Here is a 23,834-nt window from a genome sequence, read left to right on the forward strand (position 1 = left end):
GTAATTGATAGTCATCAAAAAGCGCGGCAATACGCGCACCCTAATAGGCCCATGGAAAAAACCTTTCAAGGGCCTATTAGCCTATTTTCTAAGGACAGAAAAAGGATAACAACATGGAAAATTTTTGGACAAAATTTTATGACCCTGCCACCGCCGCACACATTCCCGCTTTAACTGATCAATCGTTAATAGAATTTTTTGATGATCGTTTAACGGCCTTTGCCTCCCGAGAATTCACCAGCAATATGGAGCGAGCTATCAGCTATCAACAGGCGGATAACGTCGCACGCCTAGTCAGCCGCTGGCTACAAGCCCAATCCTTGGGCCCAAATGCCAGTGTCGCTATCATGCTGCCTAACGTACAAGCGTATTTACCGGTCATGATAGGTGCGATTCGCTCAGGGTATGTTTTGACGCCGATTAATCCGCTACATACAGCTCGTGAATTAGAGTTTCAGTTGATTGATGCCAATACCGAAGTTATTTTTATTTTAGAAAATTTTGCTCACACTTTACAAAAAATCATTGATAAAACCCCAGTGAAAAAAGTCGTGATTATCCGTTTAGGGGACTTGTTAGGATTAAAGGGTAAAATAGTCGATATCGCTGTAAAATATGTCAAGAAAATGGTAGAGCCTTACCAAATTGACCAAAAGTATCAGCCATTACGATTGGGTCAAGTGATGAAAACCGCTAAATCCATGCCTTACCAACAGCCATCCAAATCACTTGATGATGTTGCCTTTATCCAATACACCGGCGGCACCACTGGCAGACCCAAAGGCATCTTGCTGACCCATCGAAATATTTTGACAGCAGTTGAACAATACTATCAGTGGTTTTTGCCGGTACTCAACCAACAAAAAACTGTCGAACAAGTATTCCATAGTATCCTAGCGTTGCCGCTATATCATATCTTTGCGTTTATCTTTTCCATGTTAGGCATGAAATCTGGCATGCGCATGACCTTGGTGACCAACCCTAAAGACATTGCCGGTTTTATCAAAATATTATCTGCTAAGCCGTTTCACATTCTTCCTGGGGTGAATACCTTGTTTCAGGCATTAGTTAACCACCCCGATTTTAAAAGTGTCGATACCCGTGAACTAAAATTATCAATCGCCGGCGGTATGGCAGCCACCCCCGCCACGGCCAAAGCTTGGCTTGAGCTCACTGGCTGCCCCTTAATAGAAGGATGGGGCATGTCCGAAACTATCGGTGCAGGCACGTGTAACCCGCTCACCAATCATGAGTACACTGGCGATATTGGCCTACCTTTACCGAGTATCGATATCAAAATCTGTGATGATGTGGGCAATGAAGTGGCGTTAGGCGAAGTGGGTGAAATCTGTATCAAAGGTGATAATGTGACTATAGGTTATCATAACATTGACAACACCGATTATTTCTTACCTGAAGGCCATTTAAAGACAGGCGACATTGGGATGATGATGCAAAACGGGCATATCAAATTAATGGATCGCAAAAAAGATATGCTGATTGTCAGTGGCTTTAATGTCTATCCAACCGAAATTGAAGCGGTGCTGTTAAATCACCCGAAAGTCCAAGAATGTGCCGTGATTGGCGTTGAGGATGCGCTTCAAGGGCAATCGGTTAAAGCCTATATTGTCAAATCAGATGACAGTTTGACGATAGATGAGCTTAAAGCCTTTAGTCATGAGCAATTAACCGGGTATAAACGGCCACGTCAATATACGTTTATTGAGCAATTACCCAAAACCGCGGTTGGCAAAATTCAAAAAACTGAACTGCGATTACTTGAGAAAAATAGTAAGTAATGGTGTCAGCCCAAAGAATGGTCGGATGTTTACCTTTCAACCCTCGAAAAACCACGTAACCCCTTGATATCACTACAATAAAAAAGCCTCAATCAGTCGACTGGGGCTTTTGGAATATGGTAGGCATAATCTGACTCGAACAGACGAAAACCTTTAAGTTAAATTACCCTAAATTGCATGTTAGCAAAATCCATTAGATATAGGACTTACGCAAAAGCATAAATTTTTGTGTAACTCCTAATATACAAGTTACGGTTTAATTCAATACGATAGTTTATTGCTGAAATGAGAAAGCCGTTACTGGGGATTCTCAGTAACGGCTTACAAGTTCAATAAAAACAGATGTTTTGACTAAATTGTCGGCTCAATCTTTTCCCCATCTTCTTTGATAAAGGTTTTGGTTAAGGGCGTATCAATCAAATCTAGTACAACTTCGGAAGGACGGCACAGCTTAACGCCTTTATCACTCACAACGATTGGACGATTGATTAGAAGTGGGTCAGCTAACATAGCTTGAATAAGGTCATCATCAGTCAAACTAAGGTTATCTAGCCTATGTTCAGCGTAAGGCGGCACATTTACACGCAGTAATTGTCTTGGGGTAATACCCATTTTGGTAATTAAATCACGTAGGGTTGTTTCATCAGGTGGGTTATCCAAATACTCAATAACAGAAGGCTCAATGCCTTGATGTTTGATAAGAGCAAGCGTGTTGCGTGATGTGCCACAGTTAGGGTTGTGGTAAATTGTGATATTTTGCATACTTGTTCCTTTTTAAGTTTTAAAATTATTGAATTATTGGCAACCAAATTGCCAATGCAACCAATGTAGCCACCAATACAGGCAAGGTTAAAATAATACCGACTTTAATATAATAACCCCAACTCACCGTAATATTTTTACTGGCTAAAACGTGCAACCATAATAAGGTAGCAAGTGAGCCAATCGGGGTAATTTTCGTGCCTAAATCACAGCCTATTACATTGGCATAAATCATGGCTTGCTTTATCATGGGGTCATGGATAATCGCCTCATCAATCGCTAAAGCTTGAATTAGCACCGTTGGCATATTATTCATGGCAGATGAAAGCCCTGCCGATAATAACCCTGTTCCTACTGTAGCTGTCATCATGCCATGATTAGCGAGCTGGCTTAACTCATGAGCTAAATAATCGGTCAGCCCTGCATTTTTTAAACCATACACCACCAAATACATACCCAATGAAAATATCACCACTTGCCACGGGGCATTTTTGACAATCGGTAGCACCTTTATTTTTTTACCCATTTTCGCTACCACAAGCAACACCAAAGCCCCAACCCCTGCAATGAAGCTAATGGGTACACCTATAGGCTCAAGCACAAAAAAACCCAACAAAAGTAACGCCAACACCACCCAACCCATGATAAAGGTATTTTTATCCACGATAGCTGATTGTGAGTTTTCGATTAAATCCAACGCATAAACCGTAGGAATGTCTTTATGATAAAACCCATACAATACCAATAATGAGGTGACAACCGCTACCACGTTTACTGGTATCATCACTTTGGCATAATCGGTAAAAGGGATTTTAAAAAAGTCAGCCGACACAATATTTACCAAATTAGACACCACGAGCGGAATACTGGCGGTATCAGCGATAAACCCTGCTGTGATAACAAAAGCAAGGGTAGTCGCAGGGGAAAAGCGTAACGTAGTTAAAATCGCAATCACAATGGGTGTTAATATCAAAGCCACACCATCATTGGCAAACAATGCCGATACCACCGCCCCAAGTAGCACAATAAACGCAAACAACCGATTACCGCTACCTTTTGCTAATCTTGCAACGTGCAAGGCGATATAGCGGAAAAAGCCTGCTTCATCAAGTAACAGGCTAATGATGATAATGGCAATAAAGGCAAAGGTAGCGTTCCAAACAATATTCCACACTACAGGAATATCAGCAACCGTTATTACCCCTAATAGCAAAGCTATCCCAGCCCCGATACTGGCCGTCCAACCGATGCCCAAGCCTTTAGGTTGCCATATTACAAATATCAAAGTCACTAGAAAAATGAGTAATGCGGTAATCATTGACTGCCTATAGAAACCTGTTAAAATTGAGCTATACTATAATCTATATATTTGGATATGTAAATATATGAATAAAACAGACTTTCTCAAGGCGTTAAGCGACCCCACTAGATTAAAAATTGTGCAACTACTTAATCAGAAGCAAGCGTTATGCGTGTGTGACATTATCAGCGAGTTAGACCAACCACAGCCAACTATCTCACGGCATTTAAACCAATTAAAGCAAATCGGTATTTTAGAAAGTGAGCGTAAAGGCACTTGGATTTGGTATTCGATTAGTCAAGAGTTACCAAGTTGGGGCAAAGCGGTAATTGGTGCATTGGAATTAAATTAAAGGCGTTTCCTCGCTTAATTCAAAATACCTCTCCATAGGTGTTTTTCCCTTCAAAGCTGAATGTGGTCTTAGCCAATTAAGGCTATGTCTGAGCTGTTTTATTTTAGGGGAGAGTTACATCCAACGATGGCGTCATCGTTGTTTCAATCCATGATAAGACATTTTCCCATAATGGCTGGGCGCTGGCTCTAAAATAGCCCATGTGCCCAATCTTGGGCAGTGATGCAGTTAAGGGAATGTCTAGCAAGGTTAAGTCTGCGTTTGTATAGCCTTGCATAAAGGCATCCCGAGATTTTGGTAATGCCCACAAATCATCCACCGCGTTTGCCGCCACAATAGGCACCTTTATTTGGGCAAATTTTTCTTGCATTTCTTCTGATACACTTGGGTCATCAAAAAAATAATGCGGATATTTGCACCATTGTCGCCACCGCTTATAGACCCCATAAGGCAAATCTTCACCCATTCCCAACATTGACATCGGGGTATAGCCTTTAAAGAAGGTTAAAGTAGGTAAGATAGCATTCCACAACAAATTAACGCGCATCGATTCTCGGCGTGTCATCCATCCACGCCACCCTGCACCCGTAGCAAACACATACATACCCGAAATTTTATAATGGTTGGGTAGAAGTCCAAAGGCATGACCACCAAATGAGTGTCCAACGATAAAGGTTGGGGTTTCACCTGTGGCAATTTCATCAATCACTGCCGCCAAATCTAACCTAGCCCAATCAAGAAAACTTGCTTTAAAGCCTTTAAGCCTCGCTACCTTAGATCGAGCAATGCCCCTATAATCAAATGTCACTGTGCGATAGCCATTGTCTGCGGCAAACCTAGAAAATCTTTGGTAAAATTGTTGTGGCACACCCGTTGCCCCTGCGATCACAATCGTGGCTTTATACTCATTAGGCTCATAGCTTGTGGCTGACAATGCGAAGCCATCGGTTGCTACAATGGTAAAATCTGTTTGGGTGAAGTGTTCAAAAGTAGGTGTCATAAGTCACAATTCATTGGGTGATAAAATGGGTTGATAAAATGCGTCGATAAACTAAGCATTGGCCTTAGTCATCTCTTTACTTGCCTTGAAACTGAGCTGGTCGTTTCTCTCTTAAGGATGCGACACCTTCTGCAAAGTCTTGGGATAAAAACAAATCTGGTAAGTAACCAAGGACATTGGCAAAGGCAGTTTTAGGATCTTGCTCAGTCCCTTGTTTGGCAGATTGTAATAAACGTTTGACAGCTAGAGGGGCAGAATGGCTGCTAATCTGTGTGGCAATCTTAAGTGCGGCGGCAAACTGCTCACCTTTAGGCACTACTTGGCTGACCAATCCCATCGCATCTGCCGTGGCGGCATCAAAGCGATCGCCAGTAAGCAAATAAGGCATGGCTTTTTGCCAACCTGCCGTTTGTACAAAACGGATGGTTGCCCCACCAAACGGCATCAAGCCTCGTTGCACCTCCATTTGGGCAAAGCGGCTGTCATCGCTGGCAATCACAATGTCGGCATTGAGCATGAGCTCAATACCCGCCGTAAAACAAAGCCCTTGTACCGCAACGACATAAGGTTTAGTGCGTTGCATACCTGACACACCCCAAGGGTCTATACAGTCGTTCGGATAATCAAAAATACCTGACAGTACCTTGTCTTGCAGCTCAATCAAATCAAGCCCTGTGGTGAAATTCTCCCCACGCGCATACAATAAGGCACAGCGTAATTCATCCCGCTGCTCATACTCAGTAAGAGCCTTTGATAGCTCTTGAATCATCAAGCTATCAAAGGCGTTATATTTTTCTGGGCGATTGAGCTCAATGAGTAACACGCTATCTTTTTGTTCTACATTCAGACGGACATAATCGGTCTGGAAACTGGCTTTATCTTGGTTATTAGATGTCATCTCTGACTCCTTGTATTAGTTGGCTAAAACTGGCTTAATGGCTAATTGAGCATCGATGCGTTCATAAACGACTTGTAAATAACTGGGGTCATCATAAATTCGCCCCAGTAAAATCGCCCCTTCATAATCCGCCACACTTTGCTTGGCTAAGGCATCCGCCTGTGCTTTGGGATATACCTCATCAAATAACACCTGCATGGTTTGTTGCCAACGGGTGAAAAACTGCTGCGTTAATCCCAGTAGCGATGGCGATAAATACCTTGCCTCACCGCCAATCACCGCCATCAAGCAGCCCATACCGCCTTGGCTAAAAAACTTGACCGCTTGCTCATGTAGCCGTTGATAACGTGATTGGACCGAGCCTGCCTCATACACCAAACTAAATAATTTATGGTCAACCAGCTCGTGCACATAGCTGAGCATATCCGCCACTAAGCTTTCTTTGTCTTGGTACTCATAATAAAACGCCCCTTTGGTCAAATCACAGGCACTTGCCAACATCGCCATACTGGTGCCTTGGTAGCCATGTTGTTTAAAAACAGGCATACAATACTGTAACAGCTGCTCTCGGCTGAGTTTTTGTGGTCGCATTTTGGTTACGCTCCATTCTTTAAGGTGAAGGGCTTTGTCATCTGTACATAGCCCATGACATACGCTAATAGCCCAATCGCCGCAAGTGCCTCTAGCCAAATAAACGCATGAATCTTAAGGCTAATGTGCTCACTGGGGATGAGATAGTGACCCAATACCAATAAACTCATTAGGCAATACACCACCATACTCACCACGCCCCAATACAAGCGCTGATGTTTAATCAGCCAAAGTGCCAAAAGGGCAAATGGGGTCATCACAAACCAAAATGCATCCACCAACGTGGGATTGAGCCAGGTAGGTTCGGGATAATGCGCAAAAAACAAAATATTATCCACATAGTGCAAAATCGTGGTGAAAATATTAAACCATACCAACCATTTTAAGCTGGTATATGTCCAATATTTGTGGTTAGGTTGTTCTATTAGCATATTAACTCGTTAACGATGTCCATTTAGCTCTTTAATAATCATAATAAAAGTAATTTAAACGAACGTTTAAAAATAGTCAATAAACATTTTGCTATTAGTGCATGCTGCAAAGCAGTACTTTAAGGTACTCCTCAATGCCTAGACCCATCAATTGCCGCTATTAAGTATATAAAGCCCTTAGCTAGGCGAACGTAGGTGATATCCGTACGCCATACCTGATTATACCGTGTTATGGGCACACTTGTCTCGGGAGTGAGCTTGGTTTGGTACTTTTTAACCAGTCATTCAGGCATAGCCTTGGTCTTGCGCGCCGGCGAAGCAGTGCTTCGCTATTCCTCGCTCAGACAATGCCCTAGCTGAAAATGTGAATGGGCTATACAAAGCGGATATGATTAATTATTTAAAACAAACCTGGGAAGGTATAAATAATGTTGCTCTAGCAACCCTTGATTGGGCACACTGGTACAACCTTGAACGGTGGCATTCTATTAATGAATATGTGTCGCCTGAACGAGGATTAGCAAAGCACTGCTTTGCCCGAGTGCAAGACGGAGAGCTATGCTCGTAGTGGATGCGGAAAATATCTACTATTGTTCATTAATTCAGTCAGGCTGTGCTGCTTGACTCAAGCAAACCTATCACCGATAAAACTAGGACAGTTCACAATTGACTAAATAAACACCTCAATATAAGTTATGAGATTAAATTTTTCTAAACGTCACTACTTGTCGTTTAACTATAAATACCCTATTGCATTCATCAACATGGTTTGACAGACTAAAGAAAAATCAACTTATGTCATCTCTATCATGTCAAACGCCAATCCCTATACCGACAATAGCTTTACGTCTTCTGACTTAAAGACCATCCTGCACTCCAAACGTGCCAATATCTACTACCTACAATACTGCCGCGTCATGCAAAAAGACGGGCGTGTGTTGTATCTTACTGAAGCCGAAAAAGAGAATCTTTATTACAACATCCCGATTGCCAACACCACTTGTATATTATTGGGTACAGGGACATCAATTACCCAAGCTGCCATGCGGATGCTGTCGCAAGCGGGGGTATTGGTCGGGTTTTGCGGCGGCGGTGGTACGCCTTTGTTTATGGGAACCGAAATCGAATGGATGACGCCGCAGTCAGAATATCGCCCGACTGAATATGTACAAGGCTGGCTATCGTGGTGGTGGGAGGATGGCAAACGCTTGCAAGCCGCCAAACACATTCAATTTGCGCGATTGGCATTTTTGCAAAACATTTGGAGTCGCGATAAAGATTTTCGACAAATGGGTTTTGACAGTAGAAGTGACGCTGTGACGAACTTAATTGAACGCTATCGCGCTGATATTGCTAAGCAAACTGAAGTTATGCACTTATTACAGCTTGAAGCCCGTATGACTAAAGAATTGTATAAGTTAGCGTCAATTCATACCGATAATGCAGGCTTTAGCCGTGAGCATGACGGGATGGATAAAGCCAATAGCTTCTTGAATCACGGTAATTATTTGGCGTACGGACTCGGGGCAACCACTGCTTGGGTACTGGGTATTCCGCATGGTTTTGCGGTCATGCACGGTAAGACACGGCGTGGGGCATTGGTGTTTGATATTGCGGACATCGTTAAAGATGCAATTGTGCTACCGCTTGCCTTTATTTGTGCCAAAGAAAATACCAGTGAGCAGGAATTTCGCCAAGAATGTCTGAATTATTTTACCACTTATAAAGCCTTGGATGTGATGTTCGATACGGTGAAAGATTTGGCATTAAAAAAAGACTTTGAAACATTGTAAGCTTATGAAAATCAATGGATTGGAAAAATTAATTTATGCTAGTGACGTTTATTTCGCAATGTGAAAAAAAGGCGTTAAACCGTACCCGCCGTATTTTGGATGCCTTTGCCAATCGCATTGGCGATAACGTATGGCAAACCGCCATTACCGAAGATGGGCTGGACACTGTCAAAAAGTTATTACGTCAATCGGCAACCAAATCTACCGCCGTGAGTTGCCATCGGGTAAGGACACGGCAACGCAGTGAACTGGTGTGGGTGGTGGGGCGTAAAGACGCATTCAACAACTTAGGTTTTGTGCCTGTCAACTGGACAACAAAGGGAGTATTCATGGATTTGCCAATCGAAACAAAAAACATTCTAGCCAACACGCATGGTCAGCCACTAAGTCAGCATTTATTTGCGGTAGGTTATTTGGCATACCAAATTATAAACAAACTAAAAATAGACAGTCCAAATTTGGCAAAATCAGCTTTTATCGCTGGCATTTTGCACGATTTGGGCAAAATTGACCCACAATTTCAACAATGGATAACCAAAAAATCTGCCAGTCCAAAATTTAAAGTCGCCAACGAAGATGAGCCAGAAGATATCAAATTGCCCGATGATGGGGTGCATATTGATAGCACGGTAAAAGGCTTGGGAAAATTTACCTTTGAAACCCATCCAAGGCATCATGAATTGTCTTGGTTATTGGCTGCTTCCTTGCTAAAAGATGAAAAAAATTTAAATCCCACTCAGCTAGCCCAAATCTATCACGGTATCTACTGGCATCATACGCGCCCTTATCGTAAAGAAGACAAATACTTCAGTAAAGCAGAAGGTATTGATAAGCTCTTTATCAAGTCATTAACGAATACGGATATTGATAAAGTAATTAACCAACTCGTAGCCGTTCTCAAAGATTTTAAAGTCATTGCTAAAAATTTTCAGTCAGAAGATTTTGATTTTGCCAATTTATTGCCAACCTTGTCATATCCTTACCAATTAACCAAAAATGATTTGCCATTGTATAAGAATTATAATGACTTATCCGATGAAGTGGCGGAATTTGTCAAAGATGTCAAACCCAATGCATTACACAATTTGGTACGAATGGCAGTGATTAATGCTGACCGAATCGTGTCAAAAATGCCGAGCGAAGATTTAGCCGAATATCTGGCAGAGGGTTCACTGGTGTATGCCTTAGACAATATTTTGCAACAAGATACCAACTTAAAAATAGAAATTGACCGTTGTATTCAAGGCTTTAATCAAAGTTATCCCAATAGTGAACGGAATCAAAGCCAAGATACTGCTTCAAGTCAATTGGCTGAACTGACCGAAATTGCTGAATTTGATGGTCGCGATAATGTTGCCGTATTACAAGGTCCTGCTGGCTGCGGTAAAACCAAAATCGCCCTTCAATGGGCAGCCAAAACCAATGTCCAAAAAATCGTGTGGGTATGCCCACGCGTGCAAGTATGTTTGGGTATTTTGCAAGATTTAACCCAAGCAGACTATTTACCAAACAGCAAAATCGAAATTTTCACAGGCGAATACAAGAAAATTTTGACGAATGGACAGCGTTTTGAAGATATCGAAGAAACGGCTGTTGATGATTATTTTAGTGGCGATATTGTGATTACCACGATTGACCAAGTAGTGAATAACATTATTTCCCATCAAAAAATTGACGGCATGATGAGATTTATGCAGGCTCATGTGGTTTTCGATGAATTTCATGAATTAATTCCAATGGCTGCATTTAATTTGCTTTTTGCCGAACTTATCGAAGCCAAAAAAATGCGAAAACACCAAGCTAATACCCTGCTTGTCTCAGCAACACCCCATGATTTTTACGTCAAAAATGTGCTACAACTTGATGAGAGCGATATTGTCCGAGTGGATAGTTTCAATAACGCAGATTATCAAATCGAGTTTAAAAATTATGATGATCAAAATGGTGAAGTCAGTCCTTTAATTATCGATAAAGTGACTGATAATAAAGTAACCTTCGTCATTACCAATACCGCCCAAGAAGCCCAACTTGGCTTTTTACTCAATCAAAATGATGAGCATGCTATTTTGTTGCATTCAAAATACACCAAACAGGACAAAGCTGAATGGTTTGATAGGGTGTATAAGTGCTTTAAGCAAAATGGCAGCGGCAACTTCCAAATATTACGCAGCGGACCGATTGTGCAAGCATCGCTCAATATTAGCTGTGAGCGAATGTTTACCGATATGACCAGTCCCGAGAACTGGCTACAACGTCTGGGGCGACTTGACCGTTTTGACAGCAATAATTCTTTAAATATTTATACCACTGTATTACCAAAATCAGTTGAAACAGGCAAACAATCGAGTAGTAAAGCCAAATTCTTGGCAAATATGAATGTTTGGCACAGTAGCGTGGCATGGCTTAATTTTGTCAAAGATTATATTGCAGACAAGGGCGATACCGTCAAAATTAATGATTTATACCAAATTTATCAAGCCTTTTATGCCGATGAAAAATGCCAAGAAAAAGTTAGAGAAGACTTGAATAAATCGCTCAAAGAAAGTGTCAAATTGATTAATGACAAAATCATCGACCCTATCAGTATGCCGAGCCGTAAAAAACAAAAAGATGGCGTTGCCAAAATCGCCAATGTGTCGTTGCGTGGCGATAACCGCTTTGTGCAAATGGCGGTGTGTGAAGTGGATAATCAATTAACACCGACTTTTATTGATGAATACGCCTATCCAGAAGATACCGACCATAGCAAAATCACAATAGGATTGACTGAAAGTACCAACCGTATTCAAGGCGGGCGATTTGAGATGCGTGATAGTAACAAAGACTTGGTAACTTTCATGCACAAAAAACATCACAACATCATGGCAGGCAAATATCCAAATGAGACTTTCAAAGCCACGCGCTTTGATTGGGAATTATTAAAACTGGCTCGCTCACCCGAGTTTCCAATTTATCTAAGTTATACCACCAAAGATTTAGAGCCGATTGGCGGTGAACGTGAACGTCATGGATATGCGATGTATTATGTTAAAACGGCAAAACAGCCAGTCGGTATGATGTCGATTGATAAATTGAAAAACCCACAATCGATAGAAAGTGGGCTTGAAGAAGAGAGTAATTAGTTTTTTAATGTGATTGGGATAGCACAATAAATTTATCCTAATTTTAACTAACAAAATCGTAGGAGAAAATCATGGAAAAAGTAACAGGTATTAAAAGTGTGGATTTTAAAATCAAAGCTAGTGGGCATGGTGTAGTCAATTGGAACGGCTCAACAGAGCTTAAAACTTTAATTGATGGTACATGGAAAACCGTAACCAATCATAACATGCCAAAACTAAGAGGCTATACAAACAAGAAACTTGCTTCCAATGATAAAGGTGAAAAATTTGAAACCTTAAAAGAAGCAAATGAAGTTAATTTTGATGATACGCCACTATATATCAGCCAAAACTGTGTTCGATATCATTTATTCAAAGATGATGTGATTAACTGGCAACATCCAAAAATTCATGAAAATGTCGATAAAGTTTTATGCTCAATGACAGGATTATTAAGAGGTTATGTTATTCCAAAAAATGAAAACAAACGTACTAGTCCTTTGTTATTGACAGATTTTTTAGAAATCGGGAAAAAAGGTAATTTTGAGCAATTAGGTAGAGCAGGTAGTAAAGAAAAGCAAGAAACCAAATCTGGCAAAGATAAAAGCAATTCGTTGTTCTCTAAAACCACTTTTGGCGACACAGAATATATCGCTTATGGCTCAATCAATATTGAGCAATTACAATTCATAGCTTTATCTAATGATTTTGGTCAAGAGGCTATTCAAATTACTACTGACAAAGAGGGTGTTGAATTAGCTGAAAAAATTGAAAGCTATATTAAAACCTTAGATTTTGCTCATGGAGATATCAAAGCAACTTATCAAAATAACTATGTTCGTAAAGGGACAATTTTTGCTGAAGGTCAAAAAGGTATTTTATTAAATGAATATGCTATAGACACTTTAGTCAAACAAATTCTCAATATGATAGAAAACTTAGGTTTTACTCAGGCTAAGGGCTATATGTATGTTGAGGATATTGAGGTTGATTATAATAACTTTAAACAGCCTAAAGATATGTTCCGAATTAAGAACAATAGTAATGAGATTAATCCACAAAAAAATGAGCCATACGCTATTTATTTTCAACAGGGTGAGTAATAATGAAAATTATCATTGATTATGAATCTTCTTGGCAAAACTCATTTTTGACAGGTTCGAATGATGAACCTGTCAAAAAAAGAGAGTTTAAAGCATCTTCTAAGTCAAAAGAAGCGGAGGATGTAAAGCCAATTTCTCACAATACAATATTAGGTGTCTTGTCTAGGCTAATTGGTGACCAAAGAAAACTATATCAAGCAAAAAATAGTGAAAAATTTTATTTTAAAGATATGGATATTTCTTTTACAGAAACAAAAAATCCAGAAAAATGGATTGAGAAAGCGTTCTTAATTAATAAATCTGAGAATAGACCACCCCAAAGTAGCTTTATCGGGGTATTAGATCAAGATGAACTTTTATTTTTTTCTGACTATTCTGCTACTCTTTGGTCAGTTTTAGATTTGAATTTTGAAGAATTAATGGATTTTATTATTAACCCATCATTTAAGAAAATTGAAAATGAGGTATCTGTTACTCATATTTTAAATAGGGTTCAATTTGACCTTCAGCCAATGGATAGTATACTATTTTTTCAAGATAAAATTAATTTTGTTAAAGACAAAGTAATTCAAGAACATGCAAAAGAGACGCCAAGTGAGAAAAGAATTCAGAGTTTAAATGAAGAAATTTCAAGACTGGAAGATTCAGCAAGGGATAAAGATGTTATCAAATTCGAGAAAAAATTGAAAACTTGTATCAGCATTCTTGAAGACTTATTTCCTGAAGAATCCTATGTCGAAAAAAATAACTCAATTTATCCAATAAGATTGTATTCAGCAAGTCTTTATATCATGGTAAAGGAGTTTGAGAGAAAAGGTGTTGATATTTCAAAATATATTTCAAAAAGTGGAACTATTAAAGGATTTTCGAAACGAAATTTTAATGGTGTAAGAGATTTTCTTAATCCACTTATGGGCAATAGGAAAAAGACAACTCACACACCTTACAATTTAACCAAAGCCAATGGTCAACTTGAAATCACATTGGATATTAATATTGAGCAAGCCAAAGAATTAAAGCAGATGATTGATAACGCAGGCGTTTCTAGCTTTTATTTAGGTAAAAAAGGCTTGGCTTATGTATCCGATATTCGTTTACGCTAAGGAAATTTCATGAAGTACTATCAAGAAATCACGCTAATCGCTGATGATATGCCTTTTTTTGAACTATGGAGTAAGATTTTCACCCAGCTCCACATCGCACTTGCCGATGTCAAAAACAGTCACGGTATTGACACCATTGGGGTCAATTTTCCCAATTATCAATATAGCGAAAAACAGGGAAAAACCTTTGCTAGCTTGGGCTACAAACTACGCATTTTTGCCCCAAGTGAGCAGGCGTTGCAAACGCTGAATTTGGATAAATGGCTAGCGCGTTTGATAGATTATGTACATATCAAACGTATCCAGCCTGTACCCGAAGTGCATGGGCATGTGGTGGTGAGGCGTTACCGCTACAAGAATTTTGACAAAAAGGTGGCGGAGTTTGCCAACTTTAAGGGCATCAGTGACCAAGAAGCGTTGGCGCATTGTCTTGCCCATAAGCGTGCTATCAAACACTACCCTTTTATCACCCTAAAAAGTCAAACCACCCAAAATGACTATAAACTGTCAATTTGGCAAGAAGTGGCGAAGGATGAAAAAAGTGGCAACTTGAATACCTATGGGATGAATAATCAATCAGATGCGGTAACCGTTCCCCACTGGTAATCAACCTTGCCGACAGACTATAAGGGTGAATAACCCTTATTTTTGACTCAATAAAAATAGGTATAAATTTCAATCAGTTATATCCAGGCAGAAAATGTAGGGTAAAAAGGGTATTTTTACTTGGTAAGCCTTGCTATAACTGCTTTTTTTGGGATAAAATTCCGATTCACCGCCACATAGGCGGCTTAGAAAGTGTACCGTCTTGATTACTCTGACGGCGAATAATTCACCGCCACATAGGCGGCTTAGAAAGTTAGCAAAAGTTTGAGTGATAATCCCGTCTAATTCACCGCCACATAGGCGGCTTAGAAAATTTTCGTCAGGCTTTATGCGTCTAACGTCTAATTCACCGCCACATAGGCGGCTTAGAAATAAATAATCGGTTTTATAGTTACCTTCAACAGATTCACCGCCACATAGGCGGCTTAGAAAACGAATTACAGCTATACAATGCGTTTTGTCATATTCACCGCCACATAGGCGGCTTAGAAATGATATCGAAGGTACGCCAGTTCCCACGGATAATTCACCGCCACATAGGCGGCTTAGAAAAGTATCATCAGCGACCCAAGCTATGAAGATGAATTCACCGCCACATAGGCGGCTTAGAAATTAAGAGATTAAAAAGCATAAAAATAAAAGCAATTCACCGCCACATAGGCGGCTTAGAAATAGGATTTTTGGTATTACCCCTAAACGTGATTATTCACCGCCACATAGGCGGCTTAGAAATGCAAAAACAGCGCGAGGTCTTATATACCAACATTCACCGCCACATAGGCGGCTTAGAAAACTTGTGTTGTCGACCGCAAAAATCATGCTGTATTCACCGCCACATAGGCGGCTTAGAAATGTAGCGGTTTAAATCGGCTGTTAGCTTGATAATTCACCGCCACATAGGCGGCTTAGAAATGCATATTTTGTCGCATCGCCAACGGCTGTTAATTCACCGCCACATAGGCGGCTTAGAAAATCGCTTAGACTGCAAGCCAAGTAGTTCGAAGATTCACCGCCACATAGGCGGCTTAGAAATAAAACAGTGATTGCGCCCAATACTGCGCCAGATTCACCGCCACATAGGCGGCTTAGAAAATTGACAGCGTTATACTCCAATGCCGTGCTAAATTCACCGCCACATAGGCGGCTTAGAAACTTTTAATTTGCGGTTAAGGTCATGAGTGACTATTCACCGCCACATAGGCGGCTTAGAAATAAGCTAACTACACACAGGAGCGTTATCATGCATTCACCGCCACATAGGCGGCTTAGAAATGTTTCTGCAATCTCTTTAGAATTAGCCTGTTATTCACCGCCACATAGGCGGCTTAGAAATCAAGTGTGCTGGCGTCACCACTTTTTCTGTCATTCACCGCCACATAGGCGGCTTAGAAAACAGGTACAGCTTACCGCTTTGTATCCGATATATTCACCGCCACATAGGCGGCTTAGAAAACGCTAGGTGTTTGCTCACTGGTAAGCTGTCCAATTCACCGCCACATAGGCGGCTTAGAAATTTTTTGTTGTCTGAAATTTAAGGATTGAACAATTCACCGCCACATAGGCGGCTTAGAAAAGTCTTTACCCCAGTTAAAGCGTAGCGGTGCAATTCACCGCCACATAGGCGGCTTAGAAAGCCATCACAGGCGGTTTTTTTATGGGCTAAAAATTCACCGCCACATAGGCGGCTTAGAAATGCATTTCAATGAGCCTATAATCATAGTCTAGATTCACCGCCACATAGGCGGCTTAGAAACATCAATATTCACCGATACTCATCAATACTCACTTCACCGCCACATAGGCGGCTTAGAAAACGAAGCGAATACCACGGCTTGTTTATCGAAACTTCACCGCCACATAGGCGGCTTAGAAATTGTGCGCTTTGTCTTTGCTAAACTCCCAAACTCTTCACCGCCACATAGGCGGCTTAGAAACAATCGGGTGCGCCTTTGAATACGTCTTGTGTCTTCACCGCCACATAGGCGGCTTAGAAAGTAGTGGCTGGGTTCGTGATAAGCACAGTCCGCTTCACCGCCACATAGGCGGCTTAGAAAGATACGAGTCGTTGGCAGTAAGTCATAAGTAACTTCACCGCCACATAGGCGGCTTAGAAAACGTTTGGGGCTGGACTTATCGAGAGATATCACTTCACCGCCACATAGGCGGCTTAGAAAGAAAAGGTCATGATTGACGCAGGTGGTTGGCGCTTCACCGCCACATAGGCGGCTTAGAAAATCATGCACCTGCGCTATGCTAGACAGTCTTTCTTCACCGCCACATAGGCGGCTTAGAAAAAAGGCTTGGTGAGTGGTTTAATTCATCACACCTTCACCGCCACATAGGCGGCTTAGAAAAGCATGACGAGACCAGATGCCACATTCCTTGACTTCACCGCCACATAGGCGGCTTAGAAAATCAAGTTTTATTGAAGCTGCTTGTAACTGACCTTCACCGCCACATAGGCGGCTTAGAAAACAGTCAAACCGCGTTGAGCATAAACATTTTGCTTCACCGCCACATAGGCGGCTTAGAAATTTTTCGCCTTGCTCATAGATAAATGTTTTTTCTTCACCGCCACATAGGCGGCTTAGAAAAGGCATAAAAAACCCTGTTAGCGTGAACTAACACTTCACCGCCACATAGGCGGCTTAGAAAATGCGCCCACTTAATGCTTTATTCTCATCCGCCTTCACCGCCACATAGGCGGCTTAGAAAATAAAAGGGCTGTCACCTTTGCCTGTACCACTCTTCACCGCCACATAGGCGGCTTAGAAAAAATCGGGGGAAGGCATGAATACTGGCTTTCACTTCACCGCCACATAGGCGGCTTAGAAAGTTTCGGGAGAAAACAAATCTTCCCGATAATACTTCACCGCCACATAGGCGGCTTAGAAAACAATGAAGTATGTTATTCGTGTGCTTGAGCGCTTCACCGCCACATAGGCGGCTTAGAAAATCAGGCTTTACAATCACAATAATTTCCAGCTCTTCACCGCCACATAGGCGGCTTAGAAATTCCCCCGATTTGGGGACACGAATAAAATCTACTTCACCGCCACATAGGCGGCTTAGAAATATAACAAATAGCTGCCTAATAAGTTTTGTAAATTCACCGCCACATAGGCGGCTTAGAAAGATATCACCGTCCCACTGTGCGCCACTGACAAATTCACCGCCACATAGGCGGCTTAGAAAATTTGCGTTGCAGGGTCTTGGATAATTGACAAATTCACCGCCACATAGGCGGCTTAGAAAGACAAAGTTATGACGCTGACAGTATGGCAGAGATTCACCGCCACATAGGCGGCTTAGAAATATAACAAATAGCTGCCTAATAAGTTTTGTAAATTCACCGCCACATAGGCGGCTTAGAAAGATATCACCGTCCCACTGTGCGCCACTGACAAATTCACCGCCACATAGGCGGCTTAGAAAAAAGGCTGGTCGATGAATGGTACGCGCTGCCAATTCACCGCCACATAGGCGGCTTAGAAAAAGATACCGCAGACAGTCTAAACGCACTTATAATTCACCGCCACATAGGCGGCTTAGAAAAGTCTGCTCAACCTTACTATCAACCTTCTGCTATTCACCGCCACATAGGCGGCTTAGAAAAAGCATCGCATTTTATGTTGTCGTGAAGTGCAATTCACCGCCACATAGGCGGCTTAGAAAAATATCACCGTCCCACTGTGCGCCTGATACAAATTCACCGCCACATAGGCGGCTTAGAAAACTTTAGTTGTGGTGCAGCATCCGCAGTTGCCATTCACCGCCACATAGGCGGCTTAGAAAATTGCGCTTGATAGTTTTAATACCTACAACTTATTCACCGCCACATAGGCGGCTTAGAAAACCGTCAAAAAACAGCAAAGGTGAGCTACCTAATTCACCGCCACATAGGCGGCTTAGAAAAAAGCGTAAACCAAAACGCTCGATACTTGCGGATTCACCGCCACATAGGCGGCTTAGAAATTAGCGAGTTTCTCATAATGCACAGTATCGAAATTCACCGCCACATAGGCGGCTTAGAAAGCATTAAACACCGCGCAGAACGTGGTGCAAAAATTCACCGCCACATAGGCGGCTTAGAAATAGCACTTTGTTTGTGCAGACAGTGGACGGCAATTCACCGCCACATAGGCGGCTTAGAAAGCCAAGTCTAAATGCTTGTAGTGCCAATTCTTATTCACCGCCACATAGGCGGCTTAGAAAAGTCATTGATGAATTGTCGAAATCCGACACCGATTCACCGCCACATAGGCGGCTTAGAAATGTACCTGTGCCGCCAATAAAAATCACGTTTGATTCACCGCCACATAGGCGGCTTAGAAAAACAAATATCCACGCCTTCAAACGATTTGATAATTCACCGCCACATAGGCGGCTTAGAAACTTAAATTCGCAAACAGCAAGAGGAGCCCAACATTCACCGCCACATAGGCGGCTTAGAAATAGTTTTTGAGGCTAGGCTATCATTGCAAAATATTCACCGCCACATAGGCGGCTTAGAAATAGACTGTGGGGTTTTTCTTGCGCTTTGAGTTATTCACCGCCACATAGGCGGCTTAGAAATATAGTGACGCTACCATCCGCATTAACTATATATTCACCGCCACATAGGCGGCTTAGAAATTCAACATCATCGTCATCTATATTAAATAACTATTCACCGCCACATAGGCGGCTTAGAAAACGCCTATTGCAAAGTTGTCGTACTCGGTCACATTCACCGCCACATAGGCGGCTTAGAAATAAAAACTCCTCAATCTGCTCAATCTGCATATATTCACCGCCACACAGGCGGCTTAGAAAATTATCTGTAGTGCTAGAGTGGTCTTACCTAAATTCACCGCCACACAGGCGGCTTAGAAATAAGCGTTGGGATGGTAACGCATGGGTTGAAGATTCACCGCCACACAGGCGGCTTAGAAATTGCCCCAGCGCATGTGTCGTTTGCCGAAATGATTCACCGCCACATAGGCGGCTTAGAAAGTTGGGTGAATGATGGATATAATCTGATAGCGATTCACCGCCACATAGGCGGCTTAGAAAGCTCGCTATCTCGCAAATAACTGGCATTGCTTATTCACCGCCACATAGGCGGCTTAGAAAGACAGCAAAAACAGCCAAGGCAGTCACTTTAGATTCACCGCCACATAGGCGGCTTAGAAAGAGATTGAATTATCCAAAGCCGTAGAGCCACAATTCACCGCCACATAGGCGGCTTAGAAAACCACGCAAAACACCGATGCTCACTGAGCCTTATTCACCGCCACATAGGCGGCTTAGAAATTAACGCGCTCGGTCTTGCGATACCACAACTCATTCACCGCCACATAGGCGGCTTAGAAATCATGGCTTGTTCAAGGTTCTATATCAATCTATATTCACCGCCACACAGGCGGCTTAGAAATTTTGATGAACCCAATGAGGACGGTAAAGTTAATTCACCGCCACACAGGCGGCTTAGAAATTATAAAAATGGTTGAGATTGATACCGATTTTATTCACCGCCACACAGGCGGCTTAGAAATATATGCAATATATCGTAAAATTTTAAACTCAATTCACCGCCACACAGGCGGCTTAGAAATTACGAGTCTTTGCCAACCTCATTTACTGGCACTTCACCGCCGCATAGGCGACTGAGTCTTAATTAGTAAAACCGTAAAGTTTATTTATTTTTACTAAAGTGACCAAAAACAAGTGGGTGTGAAATTAAAAGTCTTAAAAAAATGCGTGGTCACCAAATGGTCACCTTTTGGTCACCGTTCAATTTCTGTAGTAAAAAAGGTGCCCAAAATCACAAAAGTGGTCAAAATTTCAATTCTCGAAAAACCACGTAAACACTTGATATCACTGCAATAAAAAAGCCCCAATCAATCGATTGGGGCTTTTGGAATATGGTAGGCATAATCTGACTCGAACAGACGACCCCCACCATGTCAAAGTCGCTAGACCAATCTACCCTATTTGATATTAATGTACTTTAATACTCAAAGCTTTGATACGAGTGGGTTTAACTAAGCTTACAAGAATAACATTAATGTGATTTAATGACAATTAAGAAAATTATCTTGCAGTTTGGTCACGCAATATTGCGTGTTTTTAACCCCCACTCTTCTGATGTTTTTGATGGATAAAGCTCAAATTTATATTATTTTTATTAATTAAATTTAATTTAAATTATTATTATAATTTAATATTAAAAACCATTGTCTTATTAAAATGTGCAGTTCTTTAAATAATAAAGTAGACATTAGGGTGTGTCCCTATTTGGATAAGGAGGTTAAAAATAGACTAAATCGCTAGCAAAACAAGGCAAATTGTGCAGATAATATTGGAATATTGTCAAACAATTTAACGCAGTTTTGCCAGATTTAGGCATTTTAGGCTATTAAAAACACTTTGTTCCGAATTAGGGACACGCCCTAGATTGTGATAATCATTTATATTATTTCAAAAATATCAGATTTAGCTTTATAAAATCAAATTAAACTCTTATCAATTTCATTACTTTGCCATATGAGCAGCAGGTTAATTTTTATACAACCTATTCTTGGATTATTCCTAAAATGACTTTTAGAAGCATTGGTTTGGCAAATCGATTGACAATGATTGTCAATTAAGTTTCCGCTTTTTCCACTGCACTTGTGGATAAAAATCTCATAAGCCTGCTTGGGGATTGTTTTGAGAATGTGGATTAAAAAACATCCTTACAATCAGAAAAATATCATTTAATGATTCATAATTGAATGATTAGATGTTAAAATAGCCTATAAACATTCAAAAATGAATAATTACGATATAATAATTTAGTATGCGATTTGACTTCTATACACCCACTGAAATCACTGAGATCTTGGGCAAACGCCTCAAGCAACAGCGTTTGTACCAGAATCTGACGCAGGTTGAACTTGCCCAAAGGGCTGGCATTGGACTAAGTACCGTTTCTCGTATTGAGTCAGGAGAAGGAGGAACGCTCGATAACGTTATCCGCTATGCCATGTCGTTAGGGCTAGTGAATGAATTTGCCAACCTGTTTGCGAATAACCCTAAGACGATTGATGAAGTGATGGCACAAAAAACGTCACGCAAACGGGCTTCAAGCAAATCGTAAGTGATATGGATATTAGAACCTGTTCACAATCTTCTCAACAATAAAGCGATGAAAGCGAGATTGGTAAATTGAAGGCTCGAATTTAAAAGGCGCTCACAGTTTTTCCATAGACGTCTATTTTTCTCAAGCCAAGCAAACGAACGTTCTACAACCCATCGCTTTGGTATGACTTTAAACGTGTGCAGTTTATCTCTTTTGGCAACTTCTGTGGTAACGGTTTCGCCTAAAATAGATTTAACACTATTAGCAAATGGCTCACCTCGATAACCGCCATCAACCATCACATTTTTTACGCGGCTTAAGCGTTTAGCATTTTGACGAAGTAACGTTTTAGCACCTTCACGGTCGGTGATATTGGCAGTGGTAATACAGATAGCATGCGGCAAACCTTGGCTATCTACCGCAATATGGCGCTTAATCCCTGATACTTTTTTACCGGCATCATAGCCTTTGTGTTTGGCGGTATCTGTATTCTTAACGCTTTGAGCATCGATGATGATAAAACTGGTTTTACCCTTGCGTTTGTCCTTCTTTCGCGCTTTTTTGACCAATTTTTTTTAAGGCTTGATGAAGAATGCTGTTGCCTTCTTCATCAAGCTCGCTCCATTTCTGAAAGTAGGCGTGGACGGTGCGCCATTTGGGAAAGTCATGGGGCAGCTGTCGCCATTGGCAACCTGTTCTTAATACATATAGCAAGCCACAAAATACGCCATAAAGGTCAACCGTTCTTGGTTTAGTCTTCTTCCTTGCACTTTCTAAAATCGGTAATATGTGCTCAAATTGTTTTCGGCTAATGTCGCTTGGATAGGCTTTTCTCATGGTGAATGATTCGGTTATTAATCAATTATGTAGTTTATCCTAGCATATTTTTTAATCGTGAACAGGTTCTAAGACTGCTTGATAATCTCTACCCAGTGTTTTCTCCGTTTTTTTCAGCATACATCATTTTGTCATATTTATGGATTAGGATACGGAATATTTATTATGGAATTAACTTATGCAAAATTCTGTTAAATTTTTATTATCAAGCTTAACATTATCGATGTTATTAGTTGGCTGTAATGATGATAATAACTCAAATACATCATCTTTTAATTATCCCCCATCAAACCCATCTTCACCAACCATACCTAAAGTTGAAGAAAAATTTTACCAAACCAAAACACCGTATCAGCCTCAACAAGATATCACTAGCTACGAGAGAGCTCCCACAGGGTATAATGCGGTTTTTACAGAATCTGTTGCAAGACATGGCTCGCGTGGACTATCAAGCCTAAAATATGATTTAGCTTTATATAATTTATGGCTAAAAGCAAAAGAAGAGGGCGCCTTAACTAGCTTGGGTGAGCAGTTAGGACCTGATTTGCAAAAAATGATGACAACCAATATTCTACTTGGCTATGGCGTTGAAGGGATTAGCAAACCAGGGTATGGGAATGAAACTCGTATTGGTATCAAAGAGCATCGAGGTATCGCAGATAGATTATTACAACGGTTACCGGAACTATTTAATCAAGCTGCTACCAATCAAAAACATATTCAAGTAGTCAGCTCAGGTGTAGACCGTGCAGTAGACAGTGCTAAGTTTTTTACCAACGAGTTAATAACTAAACAACCTTCGCTAAAATCGATAGTTACCCCTCAGAGTTACACTCAATTAAGTAAAAATAGTTTGCCAAGTATCACTGATGGCGGTGTAAATCGATTCTTATTGTATTTCCATAGTCTAAACGCCACTGATGATTTAGTGACGATGAGCACTGACCCTAATTATGAAATTTACACAGCTAGTCAGAATTATCAAGAATTTGAATCGAATAATAAAGACTTACAGCAAAAGCTTAGCCTAATCAATAGTAGAAACCTTTGCAC

At 41.0% G+C, this 23,834-nt stretch carries 15 protein-coding genes, 2 pseudogenes and 1 CRISPR repeat array; of the genes and pseudogenes, 10 read left to right on the top strand and 7 right to left on the bottom strand.

The genetic code is table 11. The features are described 5' to 3' along the window. Window positions 1-113: 113 nt before the first annotated feature. Entirely contained in the window at window positions 114-1,799 is a 1,686-nt protein-coding gene (locus AXE82_RS04795; protein WP_062332025.1) for an AMP-binding protein, read from the top strand. Between the two features lie 351 nt (window positions 1,800-2,150). Here AXE82_RS04795 and arsC read toward each other — a convergent pair whose 3' ends face one another. Both arsC and AXE82_RS04805 read right to left on the bottom strand, forming a co-directional pair. Then, complete coding sequence (arsC, locus tag AXE82_RS04800; RefSeq protein WP_062332028.1) at window positions 2,151-2,561, bottom strand: arsenate reductase (glutaredoxin); 411 nt, start codon at window positions 2,559-2,561, stop codon at window positions 2,151-2,153. Window positions 2,562-2,586: 25 nt separating this feature from the next. Continuing rightward, window positions 2,587-3,879 (bottom strand): arsenic transporter, encoded by a 1,293-nt coding sequence (locus AXE82_RS04805; RefSeq protein WP_062332031.1) that lies wholly within the window; start codon window positions 3,877-3,879, stop codon window positions 2,587-2,589. A 67-nt stretch (window positions 3,880-3,946) separates the two neighbouring features. Here AXE82_RS04805 and AXE82_RS04810 point away from each other — a divergent pair, with 67 nt between their 5' ends. Beyond that, window positions 3,947-4,213 carry an ArsR/SmtB family transcription factor gene (locus tag AXE82_RS04810; RefSeq protein ID WP_007117092.1) on the top strand — a complete coding sequence of 89 codons (267 nt, stop codon included), beginning with the start codon at window positions 3,947-3,949 and terminating at the stop codon, window positions 4,211-4,213. A gap of 103 nt (window positions 4,214-4,316) precedes the next feature. Here the strand turns inward: AXE82_RS04810 and AXE82_RS04815 are convergent, their stop codons facing one another. The 4 genes from AXE82_RS04815 to AXE82_RS04830 form a co-directional block, all read right to left on the bottom strand. Further along, window positions 4,317-5,213 (bottom strand): alpha/beta hydrolase family protein, encoded by an 897-nt coding sequence (locus AXE82_RS04815; protein WP_062332034.1) that lies wholly within the window; start codon window positions 5,211-5,213, stop codon window positions 4,317-4,319. 76 nt (window positions 5,214-5,289) lie between these two features. Next, window positions 5,290-6,111: a crotonase/enoyl-CoA hydratase family protein gene (locus AXE82_RS04820; protein WP_062332037.1), complete on the bottom strand. Its 822-nt coding sequence runs from the start codon at window positions 6,109-6,111 to the stop codon at window positions 5,290-5,292. 15 nt (window positions 6,112-6,126) lie between these two features. After that, the gene (locus AXE82_RS04825) at window positions 6,127-6,702 is read right to left on the bottom strand and encodes a TetR/AcrR family transcriptional regulator (protein ID WP_062332040.1); all 576 of its coding nucleotides are present in this window, start codon (window positions 6,700-6,702) and stop codon (window positions 6,127-6,129) included. A 5-nt stretch (window positions 6,703-6,707) separates the two neighbouring features. Next, a complete protein-coding gene (locus tag AXE82_RS04830) occupies window positions 6,708-7,133 on the bottom strand; it encodes a hypothetical protein (protein WP_062332043.1) in 426 nt (141 codons plus the stop codon). A 343-nt stretch (window positions 7,134-7,476) separates the two neighbouring features. Here AXE82_RS04830 and AXE82_RS12085 point away from each other — a divergent pair. The 7 genes and pseudogenes from AXE82_RS12085 to AXE82_RS04860 form a co-directional block, all read left to right on the top strand. Continuing rightward, window positions 7,477-7,701, top strand: a pseudogene (locus tag AXE82_RS12085) (integrase core domain-containing protein); the annotation flags it as partial. A gap of 241 nt (window positions 7,702-7,942) precedes the next feature. Continuing rightward, window positions 7,943-8,926 (top strand): type I-F CRISPR-associated endonuclease Cas1f, encoded by a 984-nt coding sequence (gene cas1f / locus AXE82_RS04835; RefSeq protein ID WP_062332046.1) that lies wholly within the window; start codon window positions 7,943-7,945, stop codon window positions 8,924-8,926. 35 nt (window positions 8,927-8,961) lie between these two features. After that, the gene (locus tag AXE82_RS04840; protein ID WP_062332048.1) at window positions 8,962-12,048 is read left to right on the top strand and encodes a CRISPR-associated endonuclease Cas3''; all 3,087 of its coding nucleotides are present in this window, start codon (window positions 8,962-8,964) and stop codon (window positions 12,046-12,048) included. 71 nt (window positions 12,049-12,119) lie between these two features. Next, window positions 12,120-13,130, top strand: a complete 1,011-nt coding sequence (gene cas7fv / locus AXE82_RS04845) for a type I-Fv CRISPR-associated protein Cas7fv (protein WP_062332051.1) — start codon at window positions 12,120-12,122, stop codon at window positions 13,128-13,130. 2 nt (window positions 13,131-13,132) lie between these two features. Next, window positions 13,133-14,233, top strand: a complete 1,101-nt coding sequence (cas5fv, locus tag AXE82_RS04850) for a type I-Fv CRISPR-associated protein Cas5fv (RefSeq protein ID WP_062332054.1) — start codon at window positions 13,133-13,135, stop codon at window positions 14,231-14,233. 9 nt (window positions 14,234-14,242) lie between these two features. Further along, a complete protein-coding gene (gene cas6f / locus AXE82_RS04855) occupies window positions 14,243-14,839 on the top strand; it encodes a type I-F CRISPR-associated endoribonuclease Cas6/Csy4 (RefSeq protein WP_062332057.1) in 597 nt (198 codons plus the stop codon). A gap of 164 nt (window positions 14,840-15,003) precedes the next feature. After that, window positions 15,004-20,435: direct repeats of the CRISPR family, unit length 28 nt; unit sequence ATTCACCGCCACATAGGCGGCTTAGAAA. A gap of 1,227 nt (window positions 20,436-21,662) precedes the next feature. Next, window positions 21,663-21,962: a helix-turn-helix domain-containing protein gene (locus tag AXE82_RS04860; protein ID WP_062332060.1), complete on the top strand. Its 300-nt coding sequence runs from the start codon at window positions 21,663-21,665 to the stop codon at window positions 21,960-21,962. Window positions 21,963-21,985: 23 nt separating this feature from the next. Here AXE82_RS04860 and AXE82_RS04865 read toward each other — a convergent pair. Continuing rightward, a protein-coding gene (locus AXE82_RS04865) for an IS5 family transposase (RefSeq protein ID WP_115304577.1) occupies window positions 21,986-22,781 on the bottom strand; the annotation gives its coding sequence in 2 pieces (ribosomal slippage) (window positions 21,986-22,519 and window positions 22,521-22,781; 795 coding nt in all). A 178-nt stretch (window positions 22,782-22,959) separates the two neighbouring features. Between AXE82_RS04865 and AXE82_RS04875 the strand changes: the two are divergent. Next, window positions 22,960-23,820, top strand: a pseudogene (locus AXE82_RS04875) (histidine-type phosphatase); the annotation flags it as partial. Between the last annotated feature and the right edge of the window lie 14 nt (window positions 23,821-23,834).

It is taken from the genome of Moraxella osloensis (assembly GCF_001553955.1).
Taxonomy (GTDB): Bacteria; Pseudomonadota; Gammaproteobacteria; order Pseudomonadales; family Moraxellaceae; genus Faucicola; species Faucicola osloensis.

Coding starts and splice junctions, on each gene's coding strand:
- AXE82_RS04830 (WP_062332043.1), bottom strand. CDS start 7,133: ATGCTAATAGAACAACCTAACCACAAATATTGGACATATACCAGCTTA.
- AXE82_RS04820 (WP_062332037.1), bottom strand. CDS start 6,111: ATGACATCTAATAACCAAGATAAAGCCAGTTTCCAGACCGATTATGTC.
- cas7fv (WP_062332051.1), top strand. CDS start 12,120: ATGGAAAAAGTAACAGGTATTAAAAGTGTGGATTTTAAAATCAAAGCT.
- AXE82_RS04860 (WP_062332060.1), top strand. CDS start 21,663: ATGCGATTTGACTTCTATACACCCACTGAAATCACTGAGATCTTGGGC.
- AXE82_RS04805 (WP_062332031.1), bottom strand. CDS start 3,879: ATGATTACCGCATTACTCATTTTTCTAGTGACTTTGATATTTGTAATA.
- AXE82_RS04810 (WP_007117092.1), top strand. CDS start 3,947: ATGAATAAAACAGACTTTCTCAAGGCGTTAAGCGACCCCACTAGATTA.
- cas5fv (WP_062332054.1), top strand. CDS start 13,133: ATGAAAATTATCATTGATTATGAATCTTCTTGGCAAAACTCATTTTTG.
- AXE82_RS04815 (WP_062332034.1), bottom strand. CDS start 5,213: ATGACACCTACTTTTGAACACTTCACCCAAACAGATTTTACCATTGTA.
- AXE82_RS04825 (WP_062332040.1), bottom strand. CDS start 6,702: ATGCGACCACAAAAACTCAGCCGAGAGCAGCTGTTACAGTATTGTATG.
- AXE82_RS04840 (WP_062332048.1), top strand. CDS start 8,962: ATGCTAGTGACGTTTATTTCGCAATGTGAAAAAAAGGCGTTAAACCGT.
- arsC (WP_062332028.1), bottom strand. CDS start 2,561: ATGCAAAATATCACAATTTACCACAACCCTAACTGTGGCACATCACGC.
- cas6f (WP_062332057.1), top strand. CDS start 14,243: ATGAAGTACTATCAAGAAATCACGCTAATCGCTGATGATATGCCTTTT.
- AXE82_RS04795 (WP_062332025.1), top strand. CDS start 114: ATGGAAAATTTTTGGACAAAATTTTATGACCCTGCCACCGCCGCACAC.
- cas1f (WP_062332046.1), top strand. CDS start 7,943: ATGTCAAACGCCAATCCCTATACCGACAATAGCTTTACGTCTTCTGAC.